Origin of the sequence: Streptomyces lusitanus (assembly GCF_042647945.1) — a bacterium.
GTDB lineage: Bacteria > Actinomycetota > Actinomycetes > Streptomycetales > Streptomycetaceae > Streptomyces > Streptomyces pseudogriseolus.
This window is the reverse complement of record NZ_JBHRWL010000003.1, coordinates 279,779-298,607: the sequence shown is the minus strand read 5'-3', so window position 1 is coordinate 298,607 and position 18,829 is coordinate 279,779. Positions and strand designations below refer to the sequence as shown.

The window sequence follows — 18,829 nt, the reverse complement described above, 5'->3', positions numbered from 1 at the left end:
AAAAATGCACACTCTGCAAAATTGCGCCCTGCCAGGCGTTCTTCCGGAAGGTCACGCCGTTGGCGTACTGAGGCGGGCGCCCGGGCGCTCCGCGACTAGCGTCGGGGCATGACCGGTGACCGGCTCGGATGGCGCGCGTGCCTGCTCGGCGGCGCCGTGTTCGCGGTGTGCATGACCGGCACCACGCTGCCGACCCCGCTGTACCCGCTCTACCAGCAGAAGTTCGGCTTCTCCGAGCTGACGGTCACCGTGGTGTACGCGGTGTACGCCTTCGCGGTCATCGGCGCCCTGCTGCTCGTGGGCAACGCCTCCGACGCCGTCGGCAGACGTCCGGTCCTGCGGTGGGGCCTGGTCTGCGCGGGCGCGAGCGCCGTCTGCTTCCTGCTGGCCACCGACATCGCCTGGCTGTACGCCGGACGGCTCCTGTCGGGCCTGTCGGCCGGCCTGTTCACCGGAGCCGCCACAGCCTACGTCATGGAGTCGGCCCCGCCCGGCCGGGCCTCCCGCGCCACGTTCGTCGCCACGGCCGTCAACATGGGCGGCCTCGGCTGCGGCCCTCTGCTCGCAGGACTCCTCGCCGAGTACGCCCCCTGGCCGCTGCATCTGCCGTACGCCGTCCACCTGACCCTGGTCGCCTGCTCGGCGGTGGTGCTCCTGTGGCTGCCGGAGACCGTACGGGACCTGCGCCCCTTGCGCACCGTACGGCCGCAGCGCCCCGGCGTGCCCCCGCACGTGCGGGCGGTGTTCGGGCCGGCGGCGACGGCCGCGTTCGTGGGCTTCGCCCTGTTCGGTGTGTTCACCTCCGTCAGCCCCGCCTTCCTCGCGCAGTACCTTCACGTGACCGACCACGCGGTGAGCGGTGTGGTCGTCGCGACGGCGTTCTTCGCGTCGATCGCCGGGCAGACGGCGGTCGGCCGGGTGGGGGTGGGCCGGTCCCTGCCCCTGGGCTGCGCCGGGCTGCTCGCGGGTCTGGCCCTGCTGGCGGGCGCCCTGCACTGGGACACGCTGGCGCTGGTGGTGCCGAGCGCGCTCGTCGGCGGCGTGGGGCAAGGGCTGGCGTTCCGCGGGGCGCTGGCCGCGGTGGGCCGGGCGTCCCCGCCGGACCGGCGTGCGGCGGTGATCTCGTCGCTGTTCGTCGTGGCGTACACCGGCATCTCGGTCCCGGTCATCGGGGTGGGTCTGCTCACGGAGCCGTTGGGCCTGGAGAACGCGGGACTGGTGTTCATCGCCTGCATGGCGGCGCTGGTGATCCCGGCGGCGGGCTATCTGCTGCGCAGGCCGGTGCCGGCCGAGGCATGAACGGGGGCGGGGCGTTTCCGGCCGGAGGGACCCTTCCGCGGGCGTGGTGACGCATGACGTCCTATAGTCGGGGTTGCGAGAATGTTGAATATCGAACTTCCTTGACAGTCGAACGTCCTCGGTGGGAGGCACCCGGCATGAGCAACACGGAGACACGACCGGCGGAGATGAGGTGCGGCGGCGCGTCCGAGGCGGACCGCCCGGCGGACGTCGAGATCCTCACGGCGCGTGACGTGCCGCTCGGCGGCCCGCGCGCGATGCGGGTACGGCGCACCCTGCCGCAGCGCGCCCGGTCGCTCATCGGCGCCTGGTGCTTCGCCGACCACTACGGCCCCGACGACGTCGCCGGCACCGGCGGCATGAACGTCCCCCCGCACCCGCACACGGGTCTGCAGACGGTGAGCTGGCTGTTCAGCGGGGAGATCGAGCACCGCGACAGCCTCGGCAGCCACGCCTACGTCCGCCCCGGCGAACTGAACCTGATGACCGGCGGTCACGGCATCGCCCACTCGGAGGTCTCGACCCCGGACACCACGGTTTTGCACGGCGTCCAGCTGTGGGTGGCTCTCCCTGACGAACACCGGGGCACGGAACGGGACTTCCAGCACCATGTGCCGCACCCGGTCGCCCTGAACGGCGGCGAGGCCCGCGTCTTCCTCGGCACGCTCGCGGGCGTCACGTCACCGGTCCGCACCTTCACCCCGCTGCTGGGCGCGGAACTCACGGTCTCCCCGGGCGCGCGGCTGGTGCTGGACGTCGACCCCGCCTTCGAACACGGGGTGCTCGTCGACACGGGCGACGTCCTCGTCGAGGACACACCGGTGGAACGGGCCGCCCTCGGCTACACGGCCCCGGGCCGCACCTCCCTCACCCTCACCAACCGGGGCCCGGCCCCGGCCCGCCTGATCCTCCTCGGCGGCCCGCCCTTCGGCGAGGAGATCATCATGTGGTGGAACTTCATCGGCCGCACGCACGAGGACATCGTCCGGGCCCGGGGCGACTGGATGACGCAGCTCAAGGCGGGCACGGGGGAGCGCTTCGGCGAGGTACGCGGCTACGACGGGGACGCGCTGCCGGCGCCCGAGCTGCCCAACGTCCCGCTGAAGCCGCGGGGGAGGCCGAGGTGAGAGTATCCGTTCCATGAGCGGCGACCTCGAAGTGAGTGCTCTGGCGATCAACGTCACCGTCCCCGAAGCGCTCCGCTGGACGGACACGCGGCGCGGTCAGGAGTTCCGGCTGACCACGCTCAACGTCCGGCTCCTCCCGGACGGTCACCTCGCCGTGAAGGCGTACGGCCGGCCGGTCGGCGGCGGCCGCGGCGCGTACGTCTCCTTCCCGGTCCCCGACGAACCGGCCCTGGCGGCCCTGGTCGCCGAAGCGGCGGGTGAGGCAGGGAGGTTGTGGGCCGCCCACCGGGGTCTCGACCGGCCTCGCGCGTGACGCGGCCGGCCTCGTTGCGCCGGCCGGGGAACTCCCTTGACCCTCACGTGGCGTGAGGCGCCACAGTCGGCGCCGTGGAGGAGCACTGGACCGTGGGACGCGTCGCCGAGCTGGCCGGGGTGAGCGTCCGCACGTTGCATCACTACGACGACATCGGCCTCGTCCGGCCGTCGGCCCGCACGGCGGCCGGGTACCGGGCGTACTCGACGGACGACGTGGAGCGGCTGCGCGAGGTACTGGCGTACCGGCGCCTGGGCTTCGGGCTGCGGGAGATCGCGGACCTGGTCGGGGACCCGGCCGCCGACGCCGTCGCCCACCTGCACCGGCTGCGCGGACTGCTGCTGGAGCGCCGTGACCGCGTCGACGCGACGGTAGCCGCCATCGACAAGGAACTCGCCGCACGGGGAAGGGGGTTGACGGTGACGCCGGAGGAGCAGCTGGAGATGCTCGGGGCACGGCTGTACGACGCGATCGGCGGCGCCTACACCGCGACCCGGCGTACGGATCCGCGGATCGCCGCGCAGATCTGGGACGCCCTCGGTGACGCGCGGACGGTCGTGAACGTCGGGGCAGGCACCGGCTCCTACGAGCCCGTCGGCCGTGACGTGACGGCGGTGGAGCCGTCGGCGGTCATGCGGGTACAACGTCCGGCGGGTTCGGCGCGGTGCGTGGCCGCCGCCGCGGAGAGTCTGCCGTTCGCGGACGGGTCCTTCGACGCTGCGATGGCCGTGTCCACCGTGCATCACTGGAAGGACCCGCTGGCGGGGCTCCGCGAGATGCGGCGCGTCGCCCGCCGTGTCGTCGTGCTGACCTTCGACACCGACGAACCGGGATGGCAGGACCGGTTCTGGCTCACCCGCGACTACCTGACCGAGTTCGCCGACGTGCTCGACGGCTTCCCCTCGCTCGCCCGGATGGCCGCCGCGATCGGCGCCCGTACCGAGCCGGTGCCCGTCCCGTGGGACTGCGCCGACGGTCTCTTCGAGGCGTACTGGCGCCGGCCGGAGGCGTATCTGCGGGAGCCCGTGCGGCGTGCGATGTCGGTGTGGACGAGGGTCGGGCCGCACGCCGAGCGCCGCGCGGTACGACACCTCGGGGACGACCTCGCCTCCGGCCGCTGGGCCGCGCGCAACGCCGATCTCACCGCCCTCGCCTCCGCCGACCTCGGCCTCCGGCTGCTCATCGCCTGACCCGGCCGGGAGCCGCCGCGCACGCGGGTGTCCGGCGCCGGCTCGGTCAGGACGGGGGCGGCTCGGTCAGGACGGGGGCGGCGCCGTGGACGCCCGTACGACCAACTCCGTGGCCAGCTCGATGTGATGGGACTCCGCCTTCTCGCCGCTCGCCAGCCGCAACGCCGTGCGCAGCGCGGCGGCCCCCATCTCCCGCAGCGGCTGGCGCACGGTGGTCAGCGGCGGCGAGGCCATCCGGGCGAGGCTCGTGTCGTCGAAGCCGACCACGCTCACGTCCTCGGGGACACGCAGACCCCGGGCGCGGGCGGTCTCGACGACGCCGAGGGCGATCTCGTCATTGCCCGCGAACACCGCCGTGGGCGGCCGGTCGAGGTCCAGCAGCGCCGCGGCCCCGGCCAGGCCCGTCTCGTACGTGAACTCCCCGGGCCGGACGTACTCGTCCGGCACCGCGGCACCCTCGGCCTCCATGGCGGCCCGATAGCCGTGCATACGCGCCTGGTTGCAGATGGCGGTGGCCGGGCCGCCGAGGTAGGCGATGCGGCGGTGGCCGAGGGACAGCAGGTGCCGGGTCGCGGACAGGCCGCCGGCGAAGTTGGTCGCGCCGACGCTGTGCACCCGGCTGTCCGGCAGGTGCAGGGGGTCGAGCACGACCAAAGGCAGCCCTGAGCGGGCGAGTTCCTTCAGGTGCGCCGCGGTGTGGACGCTGGTGACCGCGATGACGGCGCGACGTCCTGCCGACACCAGGTCCCGTGCCCAGTGCGGGGCGCCGGACGCCTTGCTCACCACCACCGACGCGCCCGACTCGGCGGCGGCGTCGACGATGCCCTCCAGCGTCTCCGCGACGTACGACTTGAGGCTGCCCTTGAACTGCACCTCGATCGTCGGGCTCTCGACGGCCTCCGTGTGGCGGAACACCGGGGCCAGGTAGTCGTGCCGGTGCAGGAGTTCCTGCACGCGGACGCGGGTGTGCGGCGCCACGTCGCCCCGGCCGTTGACCACCTTGGACACGGTGGCGACGGAGACCCCAGCCGCTTGGGCGATGTCCGCCAAGGTGGTGCGCCGGGCGTTCGGTCGCATCGGTTCCTCTCAGCTCCAGGGACACCGGTGTGGTGACCCGCCGGTCCGGCCGGTCACCCGGACGGACGCGGTCCACCGTACCGGTCGACGCCGGCCCGCCGCCGGGAACACCCGGCCGGCACGGAGGCGCCGGTTCCGGCGGCCCGGCCCGGACCGCACCGACAGTGTGACAGTCCGGAGCCGCTGCGTCATCAACGCCTTTCACCCACCCCTTTCGAAACAGTTTCGGAGTCTGTCGCGGTCCCTCTCGGGTCGATCAAGTCCCTGTTCGACGCGGAATATGCCCGCATCACGCCGACCGTGCACGCGTCTTGACACCGGCTGAGACCGAAACCTAGCTTGCTCGAACAGAGCTGGATGAAGTGATTTTCGAAAACCTTTCCACGACTTGCGAGAAGCCGACGGCTCTCGAGTGCGGAGAAAATCATGGCGCTCTCCCGACGCACCCTTCTCGGCCTGGCGGCCACCGTGCCCGTCTCCGCGGCGCTCGCCGCCTGCGGCGGCTCCTCGGGCCCCGGCAAGAGCGGTGCCGCCACCTACTGGTATCTGAACGGACAGCCGCAGGAAGGCGTCAGGGCCGGCGCCGTCGAAGCCTTCAACAAGGCCCACCCGGACAGCACGATCGAGGACACGACCTTCGAGAACGACGCCTACAAGACGAAGATCAAGACCGCCATCGGCGCGGGACAGGCGCCCACCCTCATCTGGGGCTGGGGCGGCGGCACCCTGCGCGCCTACGCGGAAGCCGGCCAGGTCGAGGACCTCACCTCCTGGTTCGACGAGAACCCCGACGTCAGAAAGGGACTGTTCCCGTCCTCGTTCGGCGCGGCGACCGTCGACGGCAAGATCTACGCGATGCCGTGCGAGACGGTCCAGCCGATCATCCTCTACTACAACCGCAAGGTCTTCGACCAGGTCGGGGTGGAGCCGCCCGAGACCTGGGACGACATCATGGCGCTGGTCCCGAGGTTCAACGCCAAGGGCATCGCGCCCTTCGCCCTGGGCGGCCAGTCCCGGTGGACCAACATGATGTGGCTGGAGTTCCTGTTCGACCGCATCGGCGGGCCCGAGGTCTTCCAGGCCGCCATCGAGGGCGAGAAGAACGCCTGGTCCCACCCGGACGCCATCAAGGCGCTGACCGCACTCCAGGACCTCGTCAAGGCCGACGGGTTCGTCAAGGGATTCTCCTCGATCACCGCGGACTCCAACGCCGACCAGGCGCTGCTGTACACCGGCAAGGCCGCGATGATGCTGCACGGCGCCTGGTCGTACGGCATCCAGCAGGCCGACGGCGGGGACTTCGTGTCCAGCGGCTCGCTCGGCTTCATGACCTTCCCGGCCGTCGAGGGCGGCAAGGGCGACCTGAGCGACACCGTCGGCAACCCCGCCCAGTACCTGTCCATCTCCTCGAAGGCGAGCGCCGAGCAGAAGAAGACCGCCAAGGAGTACTTCGCCACCGGCGTCCTCCAGGAGGAGGAGGTGAAGGCGTGGATCGGCAACGGGTCGGTGCCGATCCGGCTGGGCACGGAGAAGCTGCTGGCCGCCTCCGACAACGCCGAGTTCCTCCAGTTCACCTACGACATCGCCAGCAAGGCCAAGGTGTTCGTGCAGTCCTGGGACCAGGCGCTCAGCCCCACCGCCGCCGACACACTGCTCGACAACATCGTCAAACTCTTCCAGCTGTCCGTCTCGCCGCAGCAGTTCGCCGCCAACCTCAACGCGGTCACCGCCGCATGAGCACGCTCACCGCCAAGCGGAGCGGCCGTCGCCCGCCGCGCAGCATCCTGCCCTGGCTGGCGACGCCGGCGCTGCTGCTCTTCACCGCCTTCGCCGTCGTACCGCTGGTCGGCGTCTTCGCGCTGAGCTTCACCACCTGGGACGGCATCGGCTCCATCCGCGCCACCGGGCTGACCAGTTGGCGTGCGGTGCTCACCGACCCCGGGCTGCCGCACGCCTTGTGGGTGACGTTCCTGGTGATGGCCGTGTCCTGGGCCGTGCAGACGCCTCTCAGCATCCTGCTCGGCACGTTCCTCGCCGGCCGCCAGCGGTACCGGGCGGTGCTCGGCGTCGTCTACTTCGTTCCGCTGATGCTCAGCTCCGCCGCCATCGCCATCGCCTACAAGGCCTTGCTCGACCCGAACTTCGGGATGGGCGCCGGGCTGAACATCGAGGCGCTCAGCCAGGACTGGCTGGGGCGGCCGGGACTCGCGTTCGGCGTCGTCGTCTTCGTCGTCTCCTGGCAGTTCGTCCCGTTCCACTCGCTGATCTACCAGGGCGGGGTCCAGCAGATCCCGAAGTCCCTCTACGAGGCGGCACAGCTGGACGGGGCCGGGCGCGTCAGGCAGTTCTTCAGCATCACGCTGCCCCAGCTGAAGTACACGATCATCACCTCGTCCACCCTGATGGTGGTCGGGTCGCTGACCTTCTTCGACCTTATCTTCGTCCTGACCGAGGGCGGCCCCGGCGACGCCACCCGGGTCCTCGCACTGGACATGTACAAGCGGGGATTCCAGGCCAGCCTCATGGGACCCGCCAGCGCCATCGCGGTCATCCTCGTCCTCGTGGGCCTCGCCCTCGCCCTGCTGCTGCGCCGCCTCGGAGGCCGGGACGCCGGAGCGAGCCAACTCGAGGGGGCCTCCTGACGTGACCACCACGCTCACCAGGACCCGACGCCCGCGGAACGGCACACGGACGACGAAGCCGCACCCCGCCCGCCCGGCCGCCCGCGGGCGCAACTGGGCCGGGGGACTGGCCGGCTGGCTCTGGCTGGTCGTCGTCGCCGTGCCCCTCTACTGGACCCTCATCACCAGCCTCAAGGACCGCAGCCGCTACTACGCGAGCAACCCCCTGGCGCCGACGGGCGACCCGACCCTGGAGAACTACCGGCTCGTCATCGAGTCCGACTTCCTCCAGTACTTCGTCAACAGCGTCGTCGTGACCGCGGGAGCCGTGACACCGGCGGTCCTGGTCTCCTTCATGGCGGCCTACGCCATCGTCCGCGGCCGGCGCATGCGGGTACTGCGCGCCATGAACGGGCTGTTCCTCATGGGCCTGGCCATCCCGTTGCAGGCCACGGTGATCCCGGTCTACCTGATCATCATCAAGCTGCACCTCTACGACAGCCTGCTCGCCCTGATCCTCCCGTCGATCGCCTTCGCCATCCCGCTGTCCGTCCTGGTGCTCGCCAACTTCATCCGCGACGTGCCGAAGGAGCTCTTCGACTCGATGCGGGTGGACGGCGCCACGGAGTGGACGACGCTGTGGCGGCTGGCGGCGCCCCTCACCCGGCCCGCCATCCTCACCGTCACCGTCTTCAACGCCCTGACCATCTGGAACGGCTTCCTGCTGCCGCTGGTCCTCACCCAGAGCCCCGACCGCAGGACCCTGCCGCTCGCCCTGTGGGCCTTCCAGGGCGAGTACGGCGTCAACGTCCCGGCCGTGCTGGCCTCCGTCGTCCTGACCACCCTGCCCGTCCTGGTGCTGTACGCCTTCGGCCGCCGCCAGCTGCTGAGCGGCCTGACCGCGGGATTCAGCCGCTGACCGACACCGGAACCGGCGGGACGCCGACCCCGCCCCGACTCCCACCCGTCCACCGGCACGCCCGCCCCGCCCCGCTCCGGGGCCCGGCGGGCGGAGGAGGAAAGTGAACGCCGACGTGGCCGCGGAGAACCCCTCCGCCCCCTCCCTCTGGAACGACCCGACCGCCCCCGTCGCCGCACGCGTCGACGCGCTGATCGACGCCATGACCCTTCAGGAGAAGACCGCCCAGCTGGTGGGGGCGTGGGTGGGCGCCTCCGACGAGGGCGGCGAAGTGGCCCCCCACCAGCACGAGATGGAGGAGCCCGTCGACCTCGACGCGCTCCTGCCCACCGGACTCGGCCAGCTGACCCGGCCCTTCGGCACCGTCCCCGTCGATCCCGCCCTCGGCGCGCTCTCCCTGGCCCGCACCCAGGCCCGGATCGCCGCCTCCAACCGCTTCGGCATCCCCGCCCTCGCGCACGACGAATGCCTGGCCGGCTTCGCCGCCTGGGGCGCCACCGCCTACCCCGTCCCGCTGTCCTGGGGCGCCGCATTCGACCCCGGCCTGGTGCGGCGCATGGCCGCCGCCATCGGCCGCGACATGCGCGCCGTCGGCGTCCACCAGGGCCTGGCGCCCGTCCTCGACGTGGTGCGCGACGCCCGCTGGGGCCGCGTCGAGGAGACCATCGGCGAGGACCCGTACCTCGTCGGCACCGTCGGCACCGCCTACGTCCAGGGCCTGGAGTCCGCCGGCGTCGTCGCCACCCTCAAGCACTTCGCCGGATACTCGGCCTCCCGCGCCGGACGCAACCTCGCGCCCGTGTCGATGGGACCGCTGGAACGCGCCGACGTGGTGCTGCCGCCGTTCGAGATGGCCGTCCGCGAGGGCGGCGCCCGCTCCGTGATGAACGCCTACACCGACACCGACGGCGTGCCCTCCGCGGCCGACGAGAACCTGCTCACCGGGCTGCTCCGCGACACCTGGGGCTTCGACGGCACCGTGGTCGCCGACTACTTCGCCGTCGCCTTCCTGAAAACCCTGCACGGAGTCGCCGCCGACTGGGCGGACGCCGCCGGCACGGCGCTGCACGCGGGCGTCGACGTCGAACTGCCCAACGTCAAGACGTACGGCGCGCCCCTCACCGAAGCCGTCGCCGACGGCCGCGTCCCGGAGGAACTCGTCGACCGCGCCCTGCGCCGGGTCCTCACCCAGAAGGTGACGCTCGGCCTGCTCGACCCGGACTGGGACCCCGTGCCGGCCGCCCTGGACGGAACGGACCCGGCCGACCCCGAGGCCCTGCGCGGACGCGTCGACCTCGACAGCTCCGGGAACCGCGCCCTGGCCCGCACGCTCGCCGAGGAAGCGGTCGTGCTGCTCGGCAACGACGGCACGCTTCCGCTGGGCGGCCCCCGCCGCATCGCCCTGATCGGCCCCAACGCGGACGAACCCACCGCCGTACTGGGCTGCTACTCCTTCCCGCAGCACATCGGCGTCCAGCACCCCGGCACGCCCCTCGGCATCGCCCTGCCCACCCTGCGCGAGACGCTCGCCGCCGAGTTCCCCGACGCCGCCGTCACGTACGTCCGCGGCACCGGCGTCGACGACGGGGACCTGACCGGCCTCGACGAGGCGGTACGGGCGGCCCGCGAGGCGGACGTCACCGTCGCGGTGCTCGGCGACCGCGCCGGCCTGTTCGGCCGCGGCACCAGCGGCGAGGGCTGCGACGCGGAGTCCCTCGCCCTGCCCGGCGCGCAGCAGCACCTTCTCGACGCGCTGCTGGACGCGGGCACCCCGGTGGTCACCGTCCTCCTCGCGGGCCGCCCTTACGCCCTTGGCCGCGCGGTGACGGAGTCGGCGGCGATCGTGCAGTCCTTCTTCCCGGGCGAGGAGGGCACGCACGCGATCGCCGGGGTGCTCAGCGGCCGGGTCAACCCCTCCGGACGCCTCCCGATCGGCGTGCCGCGCGCACCGGGCCTCCAGCCGGGCACCTACCTAGGAGCGCGGCTCGCCCACGCCGGCGACGCGTCCGCCGTCGACCCGACCCCCGCGTTCCCCTTCGGCCACGGCCTGTCCTACACACGCTTCGACTGGACGGACCTGACCGTGGACGCCCACGAGGCCCCGACGGACGGCGAGTTCACCCTCGCCCTCACCGTCCGCAACACGGGCGACCGTCCCGGCACGGAGGTCGTCCAGCTCTACCTCCACGACCCGGTCGCCTCCGTCGTCCAGCCGCTCCAGCGCCTCGTCGGCTACACACGGGTGGTGTTGGAACCGGGGGAGTCCCGACGCCTGACCGTCACGGTCCCGGCCGACCTGGCGTCCTTCACGGGCCGCGACGGGCGGCGGGTCGTCGAACCGGGCGAGCTCGAGCTGAGACTGGCCGCCTCCAGCACGGACCGCCGCCTGACGGCCCGGGTCACACTGACCGGCGAGGAACGCGAGGCCGACCACACCCGCCGCCTGCACGCGACGTTCACGCAGAAGCCGGCCACCTGAACGGACGGGGGTGCGCGGTACACGTGGGGGTGCCGCGCACCCTCGCACCCCCGCACCCCCGCACCCGCGTGCCCGGCGTTCACGGGTAACGGACGCCGGTCAGGTCCTGTGCGACCGCCCACAGGCGGCGGGCGACGGCCGGGTCGGCGGCCTCCTCGCCGAGGCGGGCCTCGGTCACCGGGCCGCGGGTCTCCCAGAGACGGGCGGGGCCGAAGAACTGCCCGCCCCGCACCTCCGGGTCGGTCGCGGCACGCAGCTGCGGCAGCGCCCCCTGCTCCACCGACTGGGTGGCCAGAAGGCCCCCCGCGGCGATCAGCCGGCCGAACCGCCCGCGATGCTCCCAGGCGCGGGGGGTGAGGTTGGTGCGGGTGAGTCCCGGGTGGGCCAGCGCGCTGACCACGGGCAGCCCGGCGGCCCGCAGCCGGCGGTCCAGCTCGAGGCCGAAGAGGGTGGTGGCGAGCTTCGAGCGGCCGTAGGCGGAGGACGCCCGGTAGCCGCGCTCGGACATCAGGTCGTCGAAGTCGAGGTGCGCGCTCTTGTGGGTGATCGAGCTGAGGGACACCACCCGGCCCCCGGACCCGGCGGTCAGCGCGTCGAGCAGCAGCCCGGTCAGGGCGTAGGGCCCCAGCATGTTCGTGCCCACGTGCAGCTCGAACCCGTCGGCGGTGGTCCGGCGGGGGCCGAGATGCACGAGGCCGGCGTTGTTGACCAGCACGTCGACGGAGGGGTGGTCGGCGGTCAGTTTCGCCGCGAACGCCCGCACCGACGCCAGTGACGCCAGGTCCAGTGCGCGCACCTCGGTGTCGCCCGGGATCCGGCGGGCCGCCTCCTCGCCCGCGACGACGTTGCGCACGGCCAGGACGACGTGCGCCCCGCGCCGGGCCAGCTCGGTCGCGGTGACCAGGCCGAGCCCGGAGTTCGCGCCGGTGACGACGACGACCTTGCCGTGCTGGTCGGGGATGCGGTCGGCGGTCCATCCGCTCATCTGCTGCTCCTGGGGTGTGGCGGTGCCGGGAACGCCGACGTTAGGAGCGGTACGGCAGGGTTCCGTCGTTCCCGTTTTCCTGGGTCCACGAGACCTACCCTGGGCGGCCGGCAGCGGGGCACACTGGCGGCATGACCCATCCGTACGCCCGTGAGCTGGGCGACTTCCTGCGCGCGCGGCGCGACAGGCTCCACCCGGACGACGTCGGCCTGGAGCCCGGAGGACGCCGCAAGGTCGCCGGGCTGCGGCGCGAGGAACTCGCCCTGCTCGCCGGTCTGAGCACCGACTACTACCAGCGGATGGAGCAGGGCAGGGACGTCCGGCCCTCCGACGACGTCCTGGACGCCCTCGCGACGGCGCTCGCCCTCGACGACGAGGAGCGCCGGCACCTGTTCACGCTCGCGCACGCCGCACGCCGTCCCACACGGGCCCGGGTGGACCGCGCGCCGGAGGTGGTGCCGGACAGCACCCGGCGGCTGCTGCGGGTCCTGCACACCCCGGCCGTCGTGCTCGGCAGACATCTCGACCTGCTCGCCTGGAACCAGCACGCCGAGGCGCTGCTCGGCGATCCGGGCGACCTCCCGCCCGACCGGCTGAACATGCTTCTGCTGCTGTTCGACGACGAGCTGACCGGCGAACGCACCTGCGCCGACTGGGAGCGGCAGGCGCTGGACTACATCGGGATGATGCGCGCGGCGGTCGCCGCCGACCCGACGCATCCGCGAGCCACCGCCATCGTAGGCGAACTGAGCATTCGCAGCGCCGAGTTCCGCCGGCTGTGGGCCCGGCACGACGTCCGCGCCTCGGTGAGCGGCACGAAGACCTTCCACAGCCCGGCCGTCGGCGACCTCACCCTGGAGTGGAGCACGTACCCGCTGCCCGGCCGGCCCGGCCCGTTCCTGCTGGTGTTCACCGCGGAACCGGACTCGGCGGACGCGGACCGGCTGCACCTGCTGGGGTCCCTGCACGCCACCCGCACCACCGGCCGGGACCGGCCGTAGGCCACATCCGGCCGGAGGCTCACAACAACCCCCGCCGCGCGAGGTTCCGCATCAGCGCCCCCACCCCGAACGTCCACGGAGCCGCCTCCTCGCTCGGCACCACGGTGTTGACCAGCGCCCCGAGCCGTGGGCTGGAGATGCGGACCACGTCGCCGTACTCGTGGGTGAAACCCTCACCCGGCGCCTTCCGGTCCTCGGTCGGGGCGAACAGGGTGCCGGTGAACAGGACGAAACCGTCCGGGTACTGATGGTGCGCGCCGTACGTGGCGGACACCAGGTCCAGGACGTCGCGGCTGATCTCGCGCAGGCTGCTGCTGCCGCGCAGCTCGTAGCCGTCCGGACCGTCGATCCGCAAGCCGATGTCCAGGTCGCGTACCGCGTCGATGCCGAAGTCGTCGTCGAGCAGGCGGACGAACGGGCCGATCGCGCAGGAGGCGTTGTTGTCCTTGGCGCGGGACAGCAGCAGGGCGCTGCGGCCCTCGACGTCGCGCAGGTTGACGTCGTTGCCGAGGGTGGCGCCGCGCACCCGGCCGCGCGCGTCCACGACGAGGACGGCCTCCGGTTCGGGGTTGTTCCACACGGAGGCGCGGAGCACGCCGATGTCCGCGCCGGTGCCGACCGCCGACAGCACGGGGGCCTTGGTGAACACCTCGGGGTCCGGCCCGATGCCGACCTCCAGGTACTGCGACCACAACCCCTCGGCGACCAGCAGCTCCTTCACCTCGGCCGCCTCCGGCGATCCGGGCCGGATGCCGTCGAGCCTGCCGCCCAGCACCCGCAGGACACGCTCCCGTACCCGCGCGGCCTGTGCGGGGTCGCCGCCCGTGCGTTCCTCGATGACGCGTTCCAGCAGGCTCCGCGCGAACGTGACGCCCGCCGCCTTGATCACCTGGAGGTCGACCGGGGCCAGCAGATGCGGCACGTCCCGGCGTCCGGGCGGCGCTGTCAGGAGGTCGTCCAGGCGCCAGGTGCGTCCGCCGTCGGCCTCGCGGACCGCCTCCGGCGCGTCGTCGCGTTCCAGCAGGCCGGAGACGGTGGGCGCGAGGGCCGTCAGGTCGACGACGTGCTCGCCGCGCACCGCGGCCACGCACGGCCCGCCCGCCTCCGGGTCGTGGACGCGCGCGACGAGGGCGGCCCGGCCGGCGTCCTCCGGCAGGACGGAGCCGGCGGTCAGGACCGGCCGGGGGCGTGCTGCTGCCGATTCCACGGTCGTTGCTCTCCTCAGGGCGGGAAGGGACGGGTGCTCAGTGCGAGTCCCGGGGGACCTCGTGACCGCGCCCGCCGCGCAGGAACCCGAAGTCGGCGCCGCGGTCCGCCTGTTCGACGTGCTGGGTGTAGAGCCAGGTGTAGCCGCCGGCATACCGCTCCGCGGGCGGGGTCCACTCCTGCCTGCGCCGCGCGAGTTCGGCGTCGTCCACGTCCAGCCGCAGGGTGCGGGCGGGGACGTCGAGGACGACGGGGTCCCCGTCCCGTACCAGGGCGAGGGGTCCGCCGACGGCGGCCTCGGGCGCCACGTGCAGGACGACCGTCCCGTAGCCGGTGCCGCTCATCCGGCCGTCGCAGACGCGCACCATGTCCGTGACCCCGGCCTTCAGCAGCTTCGCCGGCAACGGCACGTTGGAGACCTCGGGCATGCCCGGATACCCCTTGGGGCCGGCGTTGCGGATGACGATCACGGTGTTCTCGTCGACGTCCAGGTCCGGGTCGTCGGCGACGGCGTGGTACGCCTCGGGGGAGTCGAAGACACGGGCGGGCCCGCGGTGGGTGAGCAGGTGCGGTGACGCGGCCGACTGCTTGAGGACCGCGCCGTCCGGGCACAGGTTGCCGCGCAGCACGGCGATGCCGGTGCCGGCGGGCTGGAAGGGGGTGTCGAGCGGGGTGATGACGTCGGTGCCGAAGCGCTCGGCGCCCTCGGTGTTCTGGGCGACGGTGCGTCCGGTGACGGTGACCGGCCCGCCGTGCAGCAGCCCGCCGCCGAGCAGTTCGGCCATCACGGCGGGCAGTCCGCCCGCGTAGCAGAAGTCCTCCATCAGATACGTGCCGCTGGGCATCAGGTTCACCAGCGTCGGCACCTCACGGACCAGCCGGTCGAAGTCGTCCAGGTCCAGCTCGACGCCCACGCGTCCGGCGAGCGCGGTGAGATGGATGACGGCGTTGGTGGAGCCGCCGATGGCCGCGTTGACCCGGACGGCGTTCTCGAACGCCTCCCGCGTGAGGATCCGCGAGGGCCGAAGGTCCTCCTCCACCATGTCGACGACGCGCCGCCCGGCCGCCTGCGCGGTCTCCATGCGCCGGGAGTCGACCGCCGGCCAGGCCGCCGAGCCCGGCAGCTGCATGCCGAGCGCCTCGGCCACGCACGCCATCGTCGCCGCCGTCCCCATCGTCATGCAGTGACCGCCTGAGCGCGCCATGCACCCCTCGGCGAAGAAGCACTCCTCCTCCGTCATCCGGCCGGTCTTCAGGTCCTCCTCGAACTTCCACACATGGGTGCCCGAACCCACGTCCTGGCCCCGGTACTTGCCGTTGAGCATCGGCCCGCCGGTCACCATCACCGCGGGCAGGTCGACGCTCGCGGCGCCCATCAGCATGGCGGGGGTCGTCTTGTCGCAGCCGGACAACAGCACCACCCCGTCCAGCGGGTTGGCGCGGATCAGCTCCTCGACCTCCATCGCCATGAGGTTGCGGTACAGCATGGCCGTCGGGCGCATCAGCGTCTCGCCGGTCGCCATGGTCGGGAACTGGAGCGGCAGACCGCCCGCCTGCCACACCCCGCGCTTCACGGCCTCCGCGACGCGCGTCAAATGCGCGTTGCACGGCGCGAGCTCGGACGCGCTGGTCGCGATGCCGATGACGGGACGCCCGTCGAACACCTCGTGCCCGAAGCCCTGGTTGCGCATCCACGAGCGGTACAGCATCCCGCTGCGGCCCTGTGCGCCGAACCAGGCCTGACTGCGGCGGTTCGTGTTCCGGCGGTCGGTCATGCGCACACACTCCCGTGGCTCGCTCCGGCGTCGTCCGCTGCGCGGATGGGGCGTGATCGCGCGGACCCCGCTACCCTGGAGCCACAATCATTAAATGATTCGATGAATGGCGTCCAGGGGGTGGACGGAGATCGACACCAACTTCCCGACCATGCAGCAGCGCGTGGCCGACGACCTCGGGCGGCGCATCGTCGCCGGCGTCTGGCAGCCGGGGAATCCGCTGCCGGTCGAGGACGCCCTCGCCTCCGGGCTCGGCGTCAGCCGCGGCGTGCTGCGGGAGGCGGTCAAGTCGCTGGTGGCCAAGGGCATGCTGCGGGTACGGCCGCGCACCGGCACGCGCGTACTGCCCCCGGAGGACTGGAACCACCTGGACCCGGACGTGCTGCGCTGGAAGCAGTCCGGGGACGCGGCGGCGCTGCTGCGGGACACGGGCGAACTGCGGCGCATCGTCGAGCCCGAGGCGGCCCGCCTCGCCGCCGAACGCGCCGGCCCCGACGACGTGCGCGCCCTGAACGACGCCCTGGCCGCGATGGAGGCCGCGGCGGCGTCACCCGCGCGCGGCGGCTACGTCGCGGCCGACATCGCCTTCCACCGGGCCCTGCTGGACGCCGGCGGCAACCGGCTGCTCGGCTCCCTGGGACGCGCCGTGGAGATCGCGCTGCGGCACAGCTTCGACGTCAGCACGCAGACCCCGGGCGCGGTGGAGGCCTCGCTGCCGGGCCACCGCGCCGTCGTCCGGGCCGTCGAGGCCCGGGACCCGGACGCGGCGGCGGCGGCCGTGCGGGGAATCATCGACGCGGCCCGGCAGGAGATCGCCCGGTCACCGGCGAAGCCGGGCGGGAGTCCCCCGGCTACTCGGGCCACGCCGAGTTCCGGATGACGTCGACGAAGTCGACCCGGCGGAAACCCGGCACGAAGTGCTCCAGGACGTCCGCGTTGACCGTGCCGAACGTTGTGGCCGGCCGGTGCCCGAAGCCGTCGGCGAACGCCTGGAGGATCTGCCGCTTGAAGTCCGGCCGCGGGTGTGCGGCGGTGACCTCGTCGATCTGCGCGCGGGTGAGGCCGTCCAGGTGCAGGCCCAGTACGTCCGTCTCCACGCCCGCCGTCGTCGCCGCGATCTCGGCGGCCATCTTGTACGGCACCTCCGGGGTGGTGTGCAGGGCGACGGCGGTCCACACCGTGTGCGCGTCGGCCTCGGACAGCCCGTGGCTCAGCAGGAAGGCACGGGCCTGGTCGGCGCCGTCCATCTCGAACCGCTGGTCGTCGGACCGGTACGGCTCCACCAGGCCGGTGTCGTGGAACAGGGCGGCCACGTAAAGCAGTTCGGGGTCGGGAGCGAGCCCGCGCGCGGCGGCCTGGAGGCTGCCGAACAGGAACACCCGACGGGAGTGGTGGTAGATCAGCGGCGGGGTGGTGTCGCGGATCAGCTCGGTGGCCTCCCGCGCCAGGGTGCTGTCCGGGATCGCGACACCGGCGATCTTCTCGCTCATGACTGTCTCCAAGAGGTCGTGGGTGACCGGAACGCCTCCAGCCTGCGACGACGGACCCGCCCGCTGCCGCTCACGGACGGCCGACAACCCCTCGGAAACGGACACCGGGCCCCGCGCCCGCACCGGGACGCCGAAGCCCCGCGCCCGCGCCGGACACCGAGGACCGAGGGATCAGGGCGGCGCGTCCGCCCTCGTCGTGGAGAACCGCTGCCGGTACCGCGTGGGAGACACCCCCAGATGCCGTGCGAAGGCCCGCCGCAGACTCTCGTAGCTGGGGAAACCCGAACGCGCCGCCGCCTCCGTCGCGTTGTGCCCCGCGTCCAGCAGGGCCTTCGCCATGTCGAAGCGGATCAGCTCCACGTACTTCATCGGCGTGGTGTCCAGCTCCGAGCGGAACAGCCGGGTGAGATGGCGCGGACTCACGCGGACGCGCGCCGCGAGGGACTCCACCGTGTGGTCGCCCGTCGGGTCCGCCTGCACCGCGTCCTGCACCAGCCGCAGCACGGGTGTCTGCGGGACCGGCCCCTGCAGCGAGGCCGAGAACTGCGACTGGCCGCCCGCGCGCTGCATGTACACCACCAGCGAGCGGGCGACCCCGCGCGTCAGATCGGGCCCGTGGTCGTCCTCCACCAGGGCCAGCGCCAGATCGATGCCCGCGGTGACCCCGGCCGAGGTGTACGTGCCGCCGTCCTTGACGAAGATCGCGTCGGGCTGCACCCGCGCGGCCGGGTGGCGACGGGCCAGCAGCGCGGTGTGCTGCCAGTGCGTCGTGGCCCGTCTGCCGTCGAGCAGACCGGCCGCGCCGAACACGAAGGCGCCCGTGCAGATCGACGCGATCCGCCCGGCGCGTGCGGCCAGCCGCGCGGCGGCGGAGCTGAGCTCGGGGTCGACGGGAGAGGCGGGCAGCCCGTCGCCGCCCACCACCAGGAACGTGTCGAAGGCGGGGGCGTCCAGCGCGTCCGCGTCGGCCGGCACCGGCACGCCGATCGACGACCGCGCGGGCTTCCCGCCGACCGAGACGATGCTCACCCGGTAGGCGGCCCCGAACCGGTTCGCCTCGCTGAACACCTCGGCGGGTCCGGACAGGTCCAGCATCTTCATCCCGTCGAAGACCAGCACGCCGACGCGGTGCTCCCGCCGCTCCATCCGCCCTCACCCCGCACGCCCGCTCACCGCTCCCCGCGTCCGGGAAGCCTGGTCACGGGCATTCTCCTCCCGCCCGCGAGTGGCGCCCGCGGCCACGGGCGGGACACCGTGGCGGACATCACCGCCGCGGCCGGGGGGCCCGACGGCACGGCGGCCCCGCTCCGACGCCCGCGAGGGGCCGGAACGGGGCCGCCTGCCCAC

General features: G+C 73.0%; 16 protein-coding genes. 10 read left to right on the top strand and 6 right to left on the bottom strand.

The window, feature by feature from the left end:
• Positions 1-108 precede the first annotated feature (108 nt).
• The 4 genes from ACFOSY_RS05850 (at position 109) to ACFOSY_RS05835 (ending at position 3,929) form a co-directional block, all read left to right on the top strand.
• Positions 109-1,299 (top strand): MFS transporter, encoded by a 1,191-nt coding sequence (locus ACFOSY_RS05850; RefSeq protein WP_394305634.1) that lies wholly within the window; start codon positions 109-111, stop codon positions 1,297-1,299.
• A 137-nt stretch (positions 1,300-1,436) separates the two neighbouring features.
• Positions 1,437-2,426 carry a pirin family protein gene (locus tag ACFOSY_RS05845; RefSeq protein ID WP_394305633.1) on the top strand — a complete coding sequence of 330 codons (990 nt, stop codon included), beginning with the start codon at positions 1,437-1,439 and terminating at the stop codon, positions 2,424-2,426.
• A 13-nt stretch (positions 2,427-2,439) separates the two neighbouring features.
• On the top strand, positions 2,440-2,739 hold the full coding sequence (locus tag ACFOSY_RS05840; RefSeq protein WP_394305632.1) for a hypothetical protein: 300 nt from the start codon (positions 2,440-2,442) through the stop codon (positions 2,737-2,739).
• 92 nt (positions 2,740-2,831) lie between these two features.
• Positions 2,832-3,929 (top strand): MerR family transcriptional regulator, encoded by a 1,098-nt coding sequence (locus ACFOSY_RS05835; protein ID WP_394305790.1) that lies wholly within the window; start codon positions 2,832-2,834, stop codon positions 3,927-3,929.
• Positions 3,930-3,995: 66 nt separating this feature from the next.
• Here ACFOSY_RS05835 and ACFOSY_RS05830 read toward each other — a convergent pair whose 3' ends face one another.
• Positions 3,996-5,006, bottom strand: coding sequence for a LacI family DNA-binding transcriptional regulator (locus tag ACFOSY_RS05830; RefSeq protein ID WP_394305631.1), 1,011 nt, complete (start codon positions 5,004-5,006; stop codon positions 3,996-3,998).
• A 426-nt stretch (positions 5,007-5,432) separates the two neighbouring features.
• On the opposite strand from ACFOSY_RS05830, the gene ACFOSY_RS05825 reads away from it, so the two are divergent.
• The 4 genes from ACFOSY_RS05825 to ACFOSY_RS05810 all read left to right on the top strand — a co-directional run bounded on the left by ACFOSY_RS05825 (position 5,433) and on the right by ACFOSY_RS05810 (position 11,025).
• Positions 5,433-6,743, top strand: a complete 1,311-nt coding sequence (locus ACFOSY_RS05825) for an extracellular solute-binding protein (protein ID WP_394305630.1) — start codon at positions 5,433-5,435, stop codon at positions 6,741-6,743.
• Positions 6,740-7,648 (top strand): carbohydrate ABC transporter permease, encoded by a 909-nt coding sequence (locus ACFOSY_RS05820; RefSeq protein WP_394305629.1) that lies wholly within the window; start codon positions 6,740-6,742, stop codon positions 7,646-7,648. Before ACFOSY_RS05825 ends, ACFOSY_RS05820 begins: the two co-directional genes overlap by 4 nt.
• 1 nt (position 7,649) lies before the next feature.
• On the top strand, positions 7,650-8,546 hold the full coding sequence (locus ACFOSY_RS05815; protein WP_394305628.1) for a carbohydrate ABC transporter permease: 897 nt from the start codon (positions 7,650-7,652) through the stop codon (positions 8,544-8,546).
• Positions 8,547-8,649: 103 nt separating this feature from the next.
• Complete coding sequence (locus ACFOSY_RS05810) at positions 8,650-11,025, top strand: beta-xylosidase/alpha-l-arabinosidase (RefSeq protein ID WP_394305627.1); 2,376 nt, start codon at positions 8,650-8,652, stop codon at positions 11,023-11,025.
• 79 nt (positions 11,026-11,104) lie between these two features.
• Here the strand turns inward: ACFOSY_RS05810 and ACFOSY_RS05805 are convergent, their stop codons facing one another.
• A complete protein-coding gene (locus ACFOSY_RS05805) occupies positions 11,105-12,010 on the bottom strand; it encodes an oxidoreductase (RefSeq protein ID WP_394305626.1) in 906 nt (301 codons plus the stop codon).
• 131 nt (positions 12,011-12,141) lie between these two features.
• Here ACFOSY_RS05805 and ACFOSY_RS05800 point away from each other — a divergent pair, with 131 nt between their 5' ends.
• Positions 12,142-13,011, top strand: coding sequence for an MmyB family transcriptional regulator (locus ACFOSY_RS05800; RefSeq protein ID WP_394305625.1), 870 nt, complete (start codon positions 12,142-12,144; stop codon positions 13,009-13,011).
• 19 nt (positions 13,012-13,030) lie between these two features.
• Here ACFOSY_RS05800 and ACFOSY_RS05795 read toward each other — a convergent pair whose 3' ends face one another.
• Together ACFOSY_RS05795 and ACFOSY_RS05790 are read right to left on the bottom strand one after the other, a co-directional pair.
• Entirely contained in the window at positions 13,031-14,218 is a 1,188-nt protein-coding gene (locus ACFOSY_RS05795) for a fumarylacetoacetate hydrolase family protein (protein WP_394305624.1), read from the bottom strand.
• A 37-nt stretch (positions 14,219-14,255) separates the two neighbouring features.
• On the bottom strand, positions 14,256-15,992 hold the full coding sequence (locus ACFOSY_RS05790) for an IlvD/Edd family dehydratase (RefSeq protein WP_394305623.1): 1,737 nt from the start codon (positions 15,990-15,992) through the stop codon (positions 14,256-14,258).
• Between the two features lie 106 nt (positions 15,993-16,098).
• Between ACFOSY_RS05790 and ACFOSY_RS05785 the strand changes: the two genes are divergently transcribed.
• The gene (locus ACFOSY_RS05785; RefSeq protein WP_394305622.1) at positions 16,099-16,872 is read left to right on the top strand and encodes a FadR/GntR family transcriptional regulator; all 774 of its coding nucleotides are present in this window, start codon (positions 16,099-16,101) and stop codon (positions 16,870-16,872) included.
• Here the strand turns inward: ACFOSY_RS05785 and ACFOSY_RS05780 are convergent.
• Both ACFOSY_RS05780 and ACFOSY_RS05775 read right to left on the bottom strand, forming a co-directional pair.
• A complete protein-coding gene (locus tag ACFOSY_RS05780; protein WP_394305621.1) occupies positions 16,844-17,482 on the bottom strand; it encodes an HD domain-containing protein in 639 nt (212 codons plus the stop codon). The genes ACFOSY_RS05785 and ACFOSY_RS05780 overlap by 29 nt on opposite strands.
• Before the next feature lie 171 nt (positions 17,483-17,653).
• Positions 17,654-18,628, bottom strand: a complete 975-nt coding sequence (locus ACFOSY_RS05775) for a GlxA family transcriptional regulator (RefSeq protein ID WP_394305620.1) — start codon at positions 18,626-18,628, stop codon at positions 17,654-17,656.
• Positions 18,629-18,829 lie beyond the last annotated feature (201 nt).

Coding starts and splice junctions, on each gene's coding strand:
- ACFOSY_RS05825 (WP_394305630.1), top strand. CDS start 5,433: ATGGCGCTCTCCCGACGCACCCTTCTCGGCCTGGCGGCCACCGTGCCC.
- ACFOSY_RS05800 (WP_394305625.1), top strand. CDS start 12,142: ATGACCCATCCGTACGCCCGTGAGCTGGGCGACTTCCTGCGCGCGCGG.
- ACFOSY_RS05775 (WP_394305620.1), bottom strand. CDS start 18,628: ATGGAGCGGCGGGAGCACCGCGTCGGCGTGCTGGTCTTCGACGGGATG.
- ACFOSY_RS05830 (WP_394305631.1), bottom strand. CDS start 5,006: ATGCGACCGAACGCCCGGCGCACCACCTTGGCGGACATCGCCCAAGCG.
- ACFOSY_RS05790 (WP_394305623.1), bottom strand. CDS start 15,992: ATGACCGACCGCCGGAACACGAACCGCCGCAGTCAGGCCTGGTTCGGC.
- ACFOSY_RS05850 (WP_394305634.1), top strand. CDS start 109: ATGACCGGTGACCGGCTCGGATGGCGCGCGTGCCTGCTCGGCGGCGCC.
- ACFOSY_RS05805 (WP_394305626.1), bottom strand. CDS start 12,010: ATGAGCGGATGGACCGCCGACCGCATCCCCGACCAGCACGGCAAGGTC.
- ACFOSY_RS05780 (WP_394305621.1), bottom strand. CDS start 17,482: ATGAGCGAGAAGATCGCCGGTGTCGCGATCCCGGACAGCACCCTGGCG.
- ACFOSY_RS05845 (WP_394305633.1), top strand. CDS start 1,437: ATGAGCAACACGGAGACACGACCGGCGGAGATGAGGTGCGGCGGCGCG.
- ACFOSY_RS05840 (WP_394305632.1), top strand. CDS start 2,440: ATGAGCGGCGACCTCGAAGTGAGTGCTCTGGCGATCAACGTCACCGTC.
- ACFOSY_RS05785 (WP_394305622.1), top strand. CDS start 16,099: ATGGCGTCCAGGGGGTGGACGGAGATCGACACCAACTTCCCGACCATG.
- ACFOSY_RS05820 (WP_394305629.1), top strand. CDS start 6,740: ATGAGCACGCTCACCGCCAAGCGGAGCGGCCGTCGCCCGCCGCGCAGC.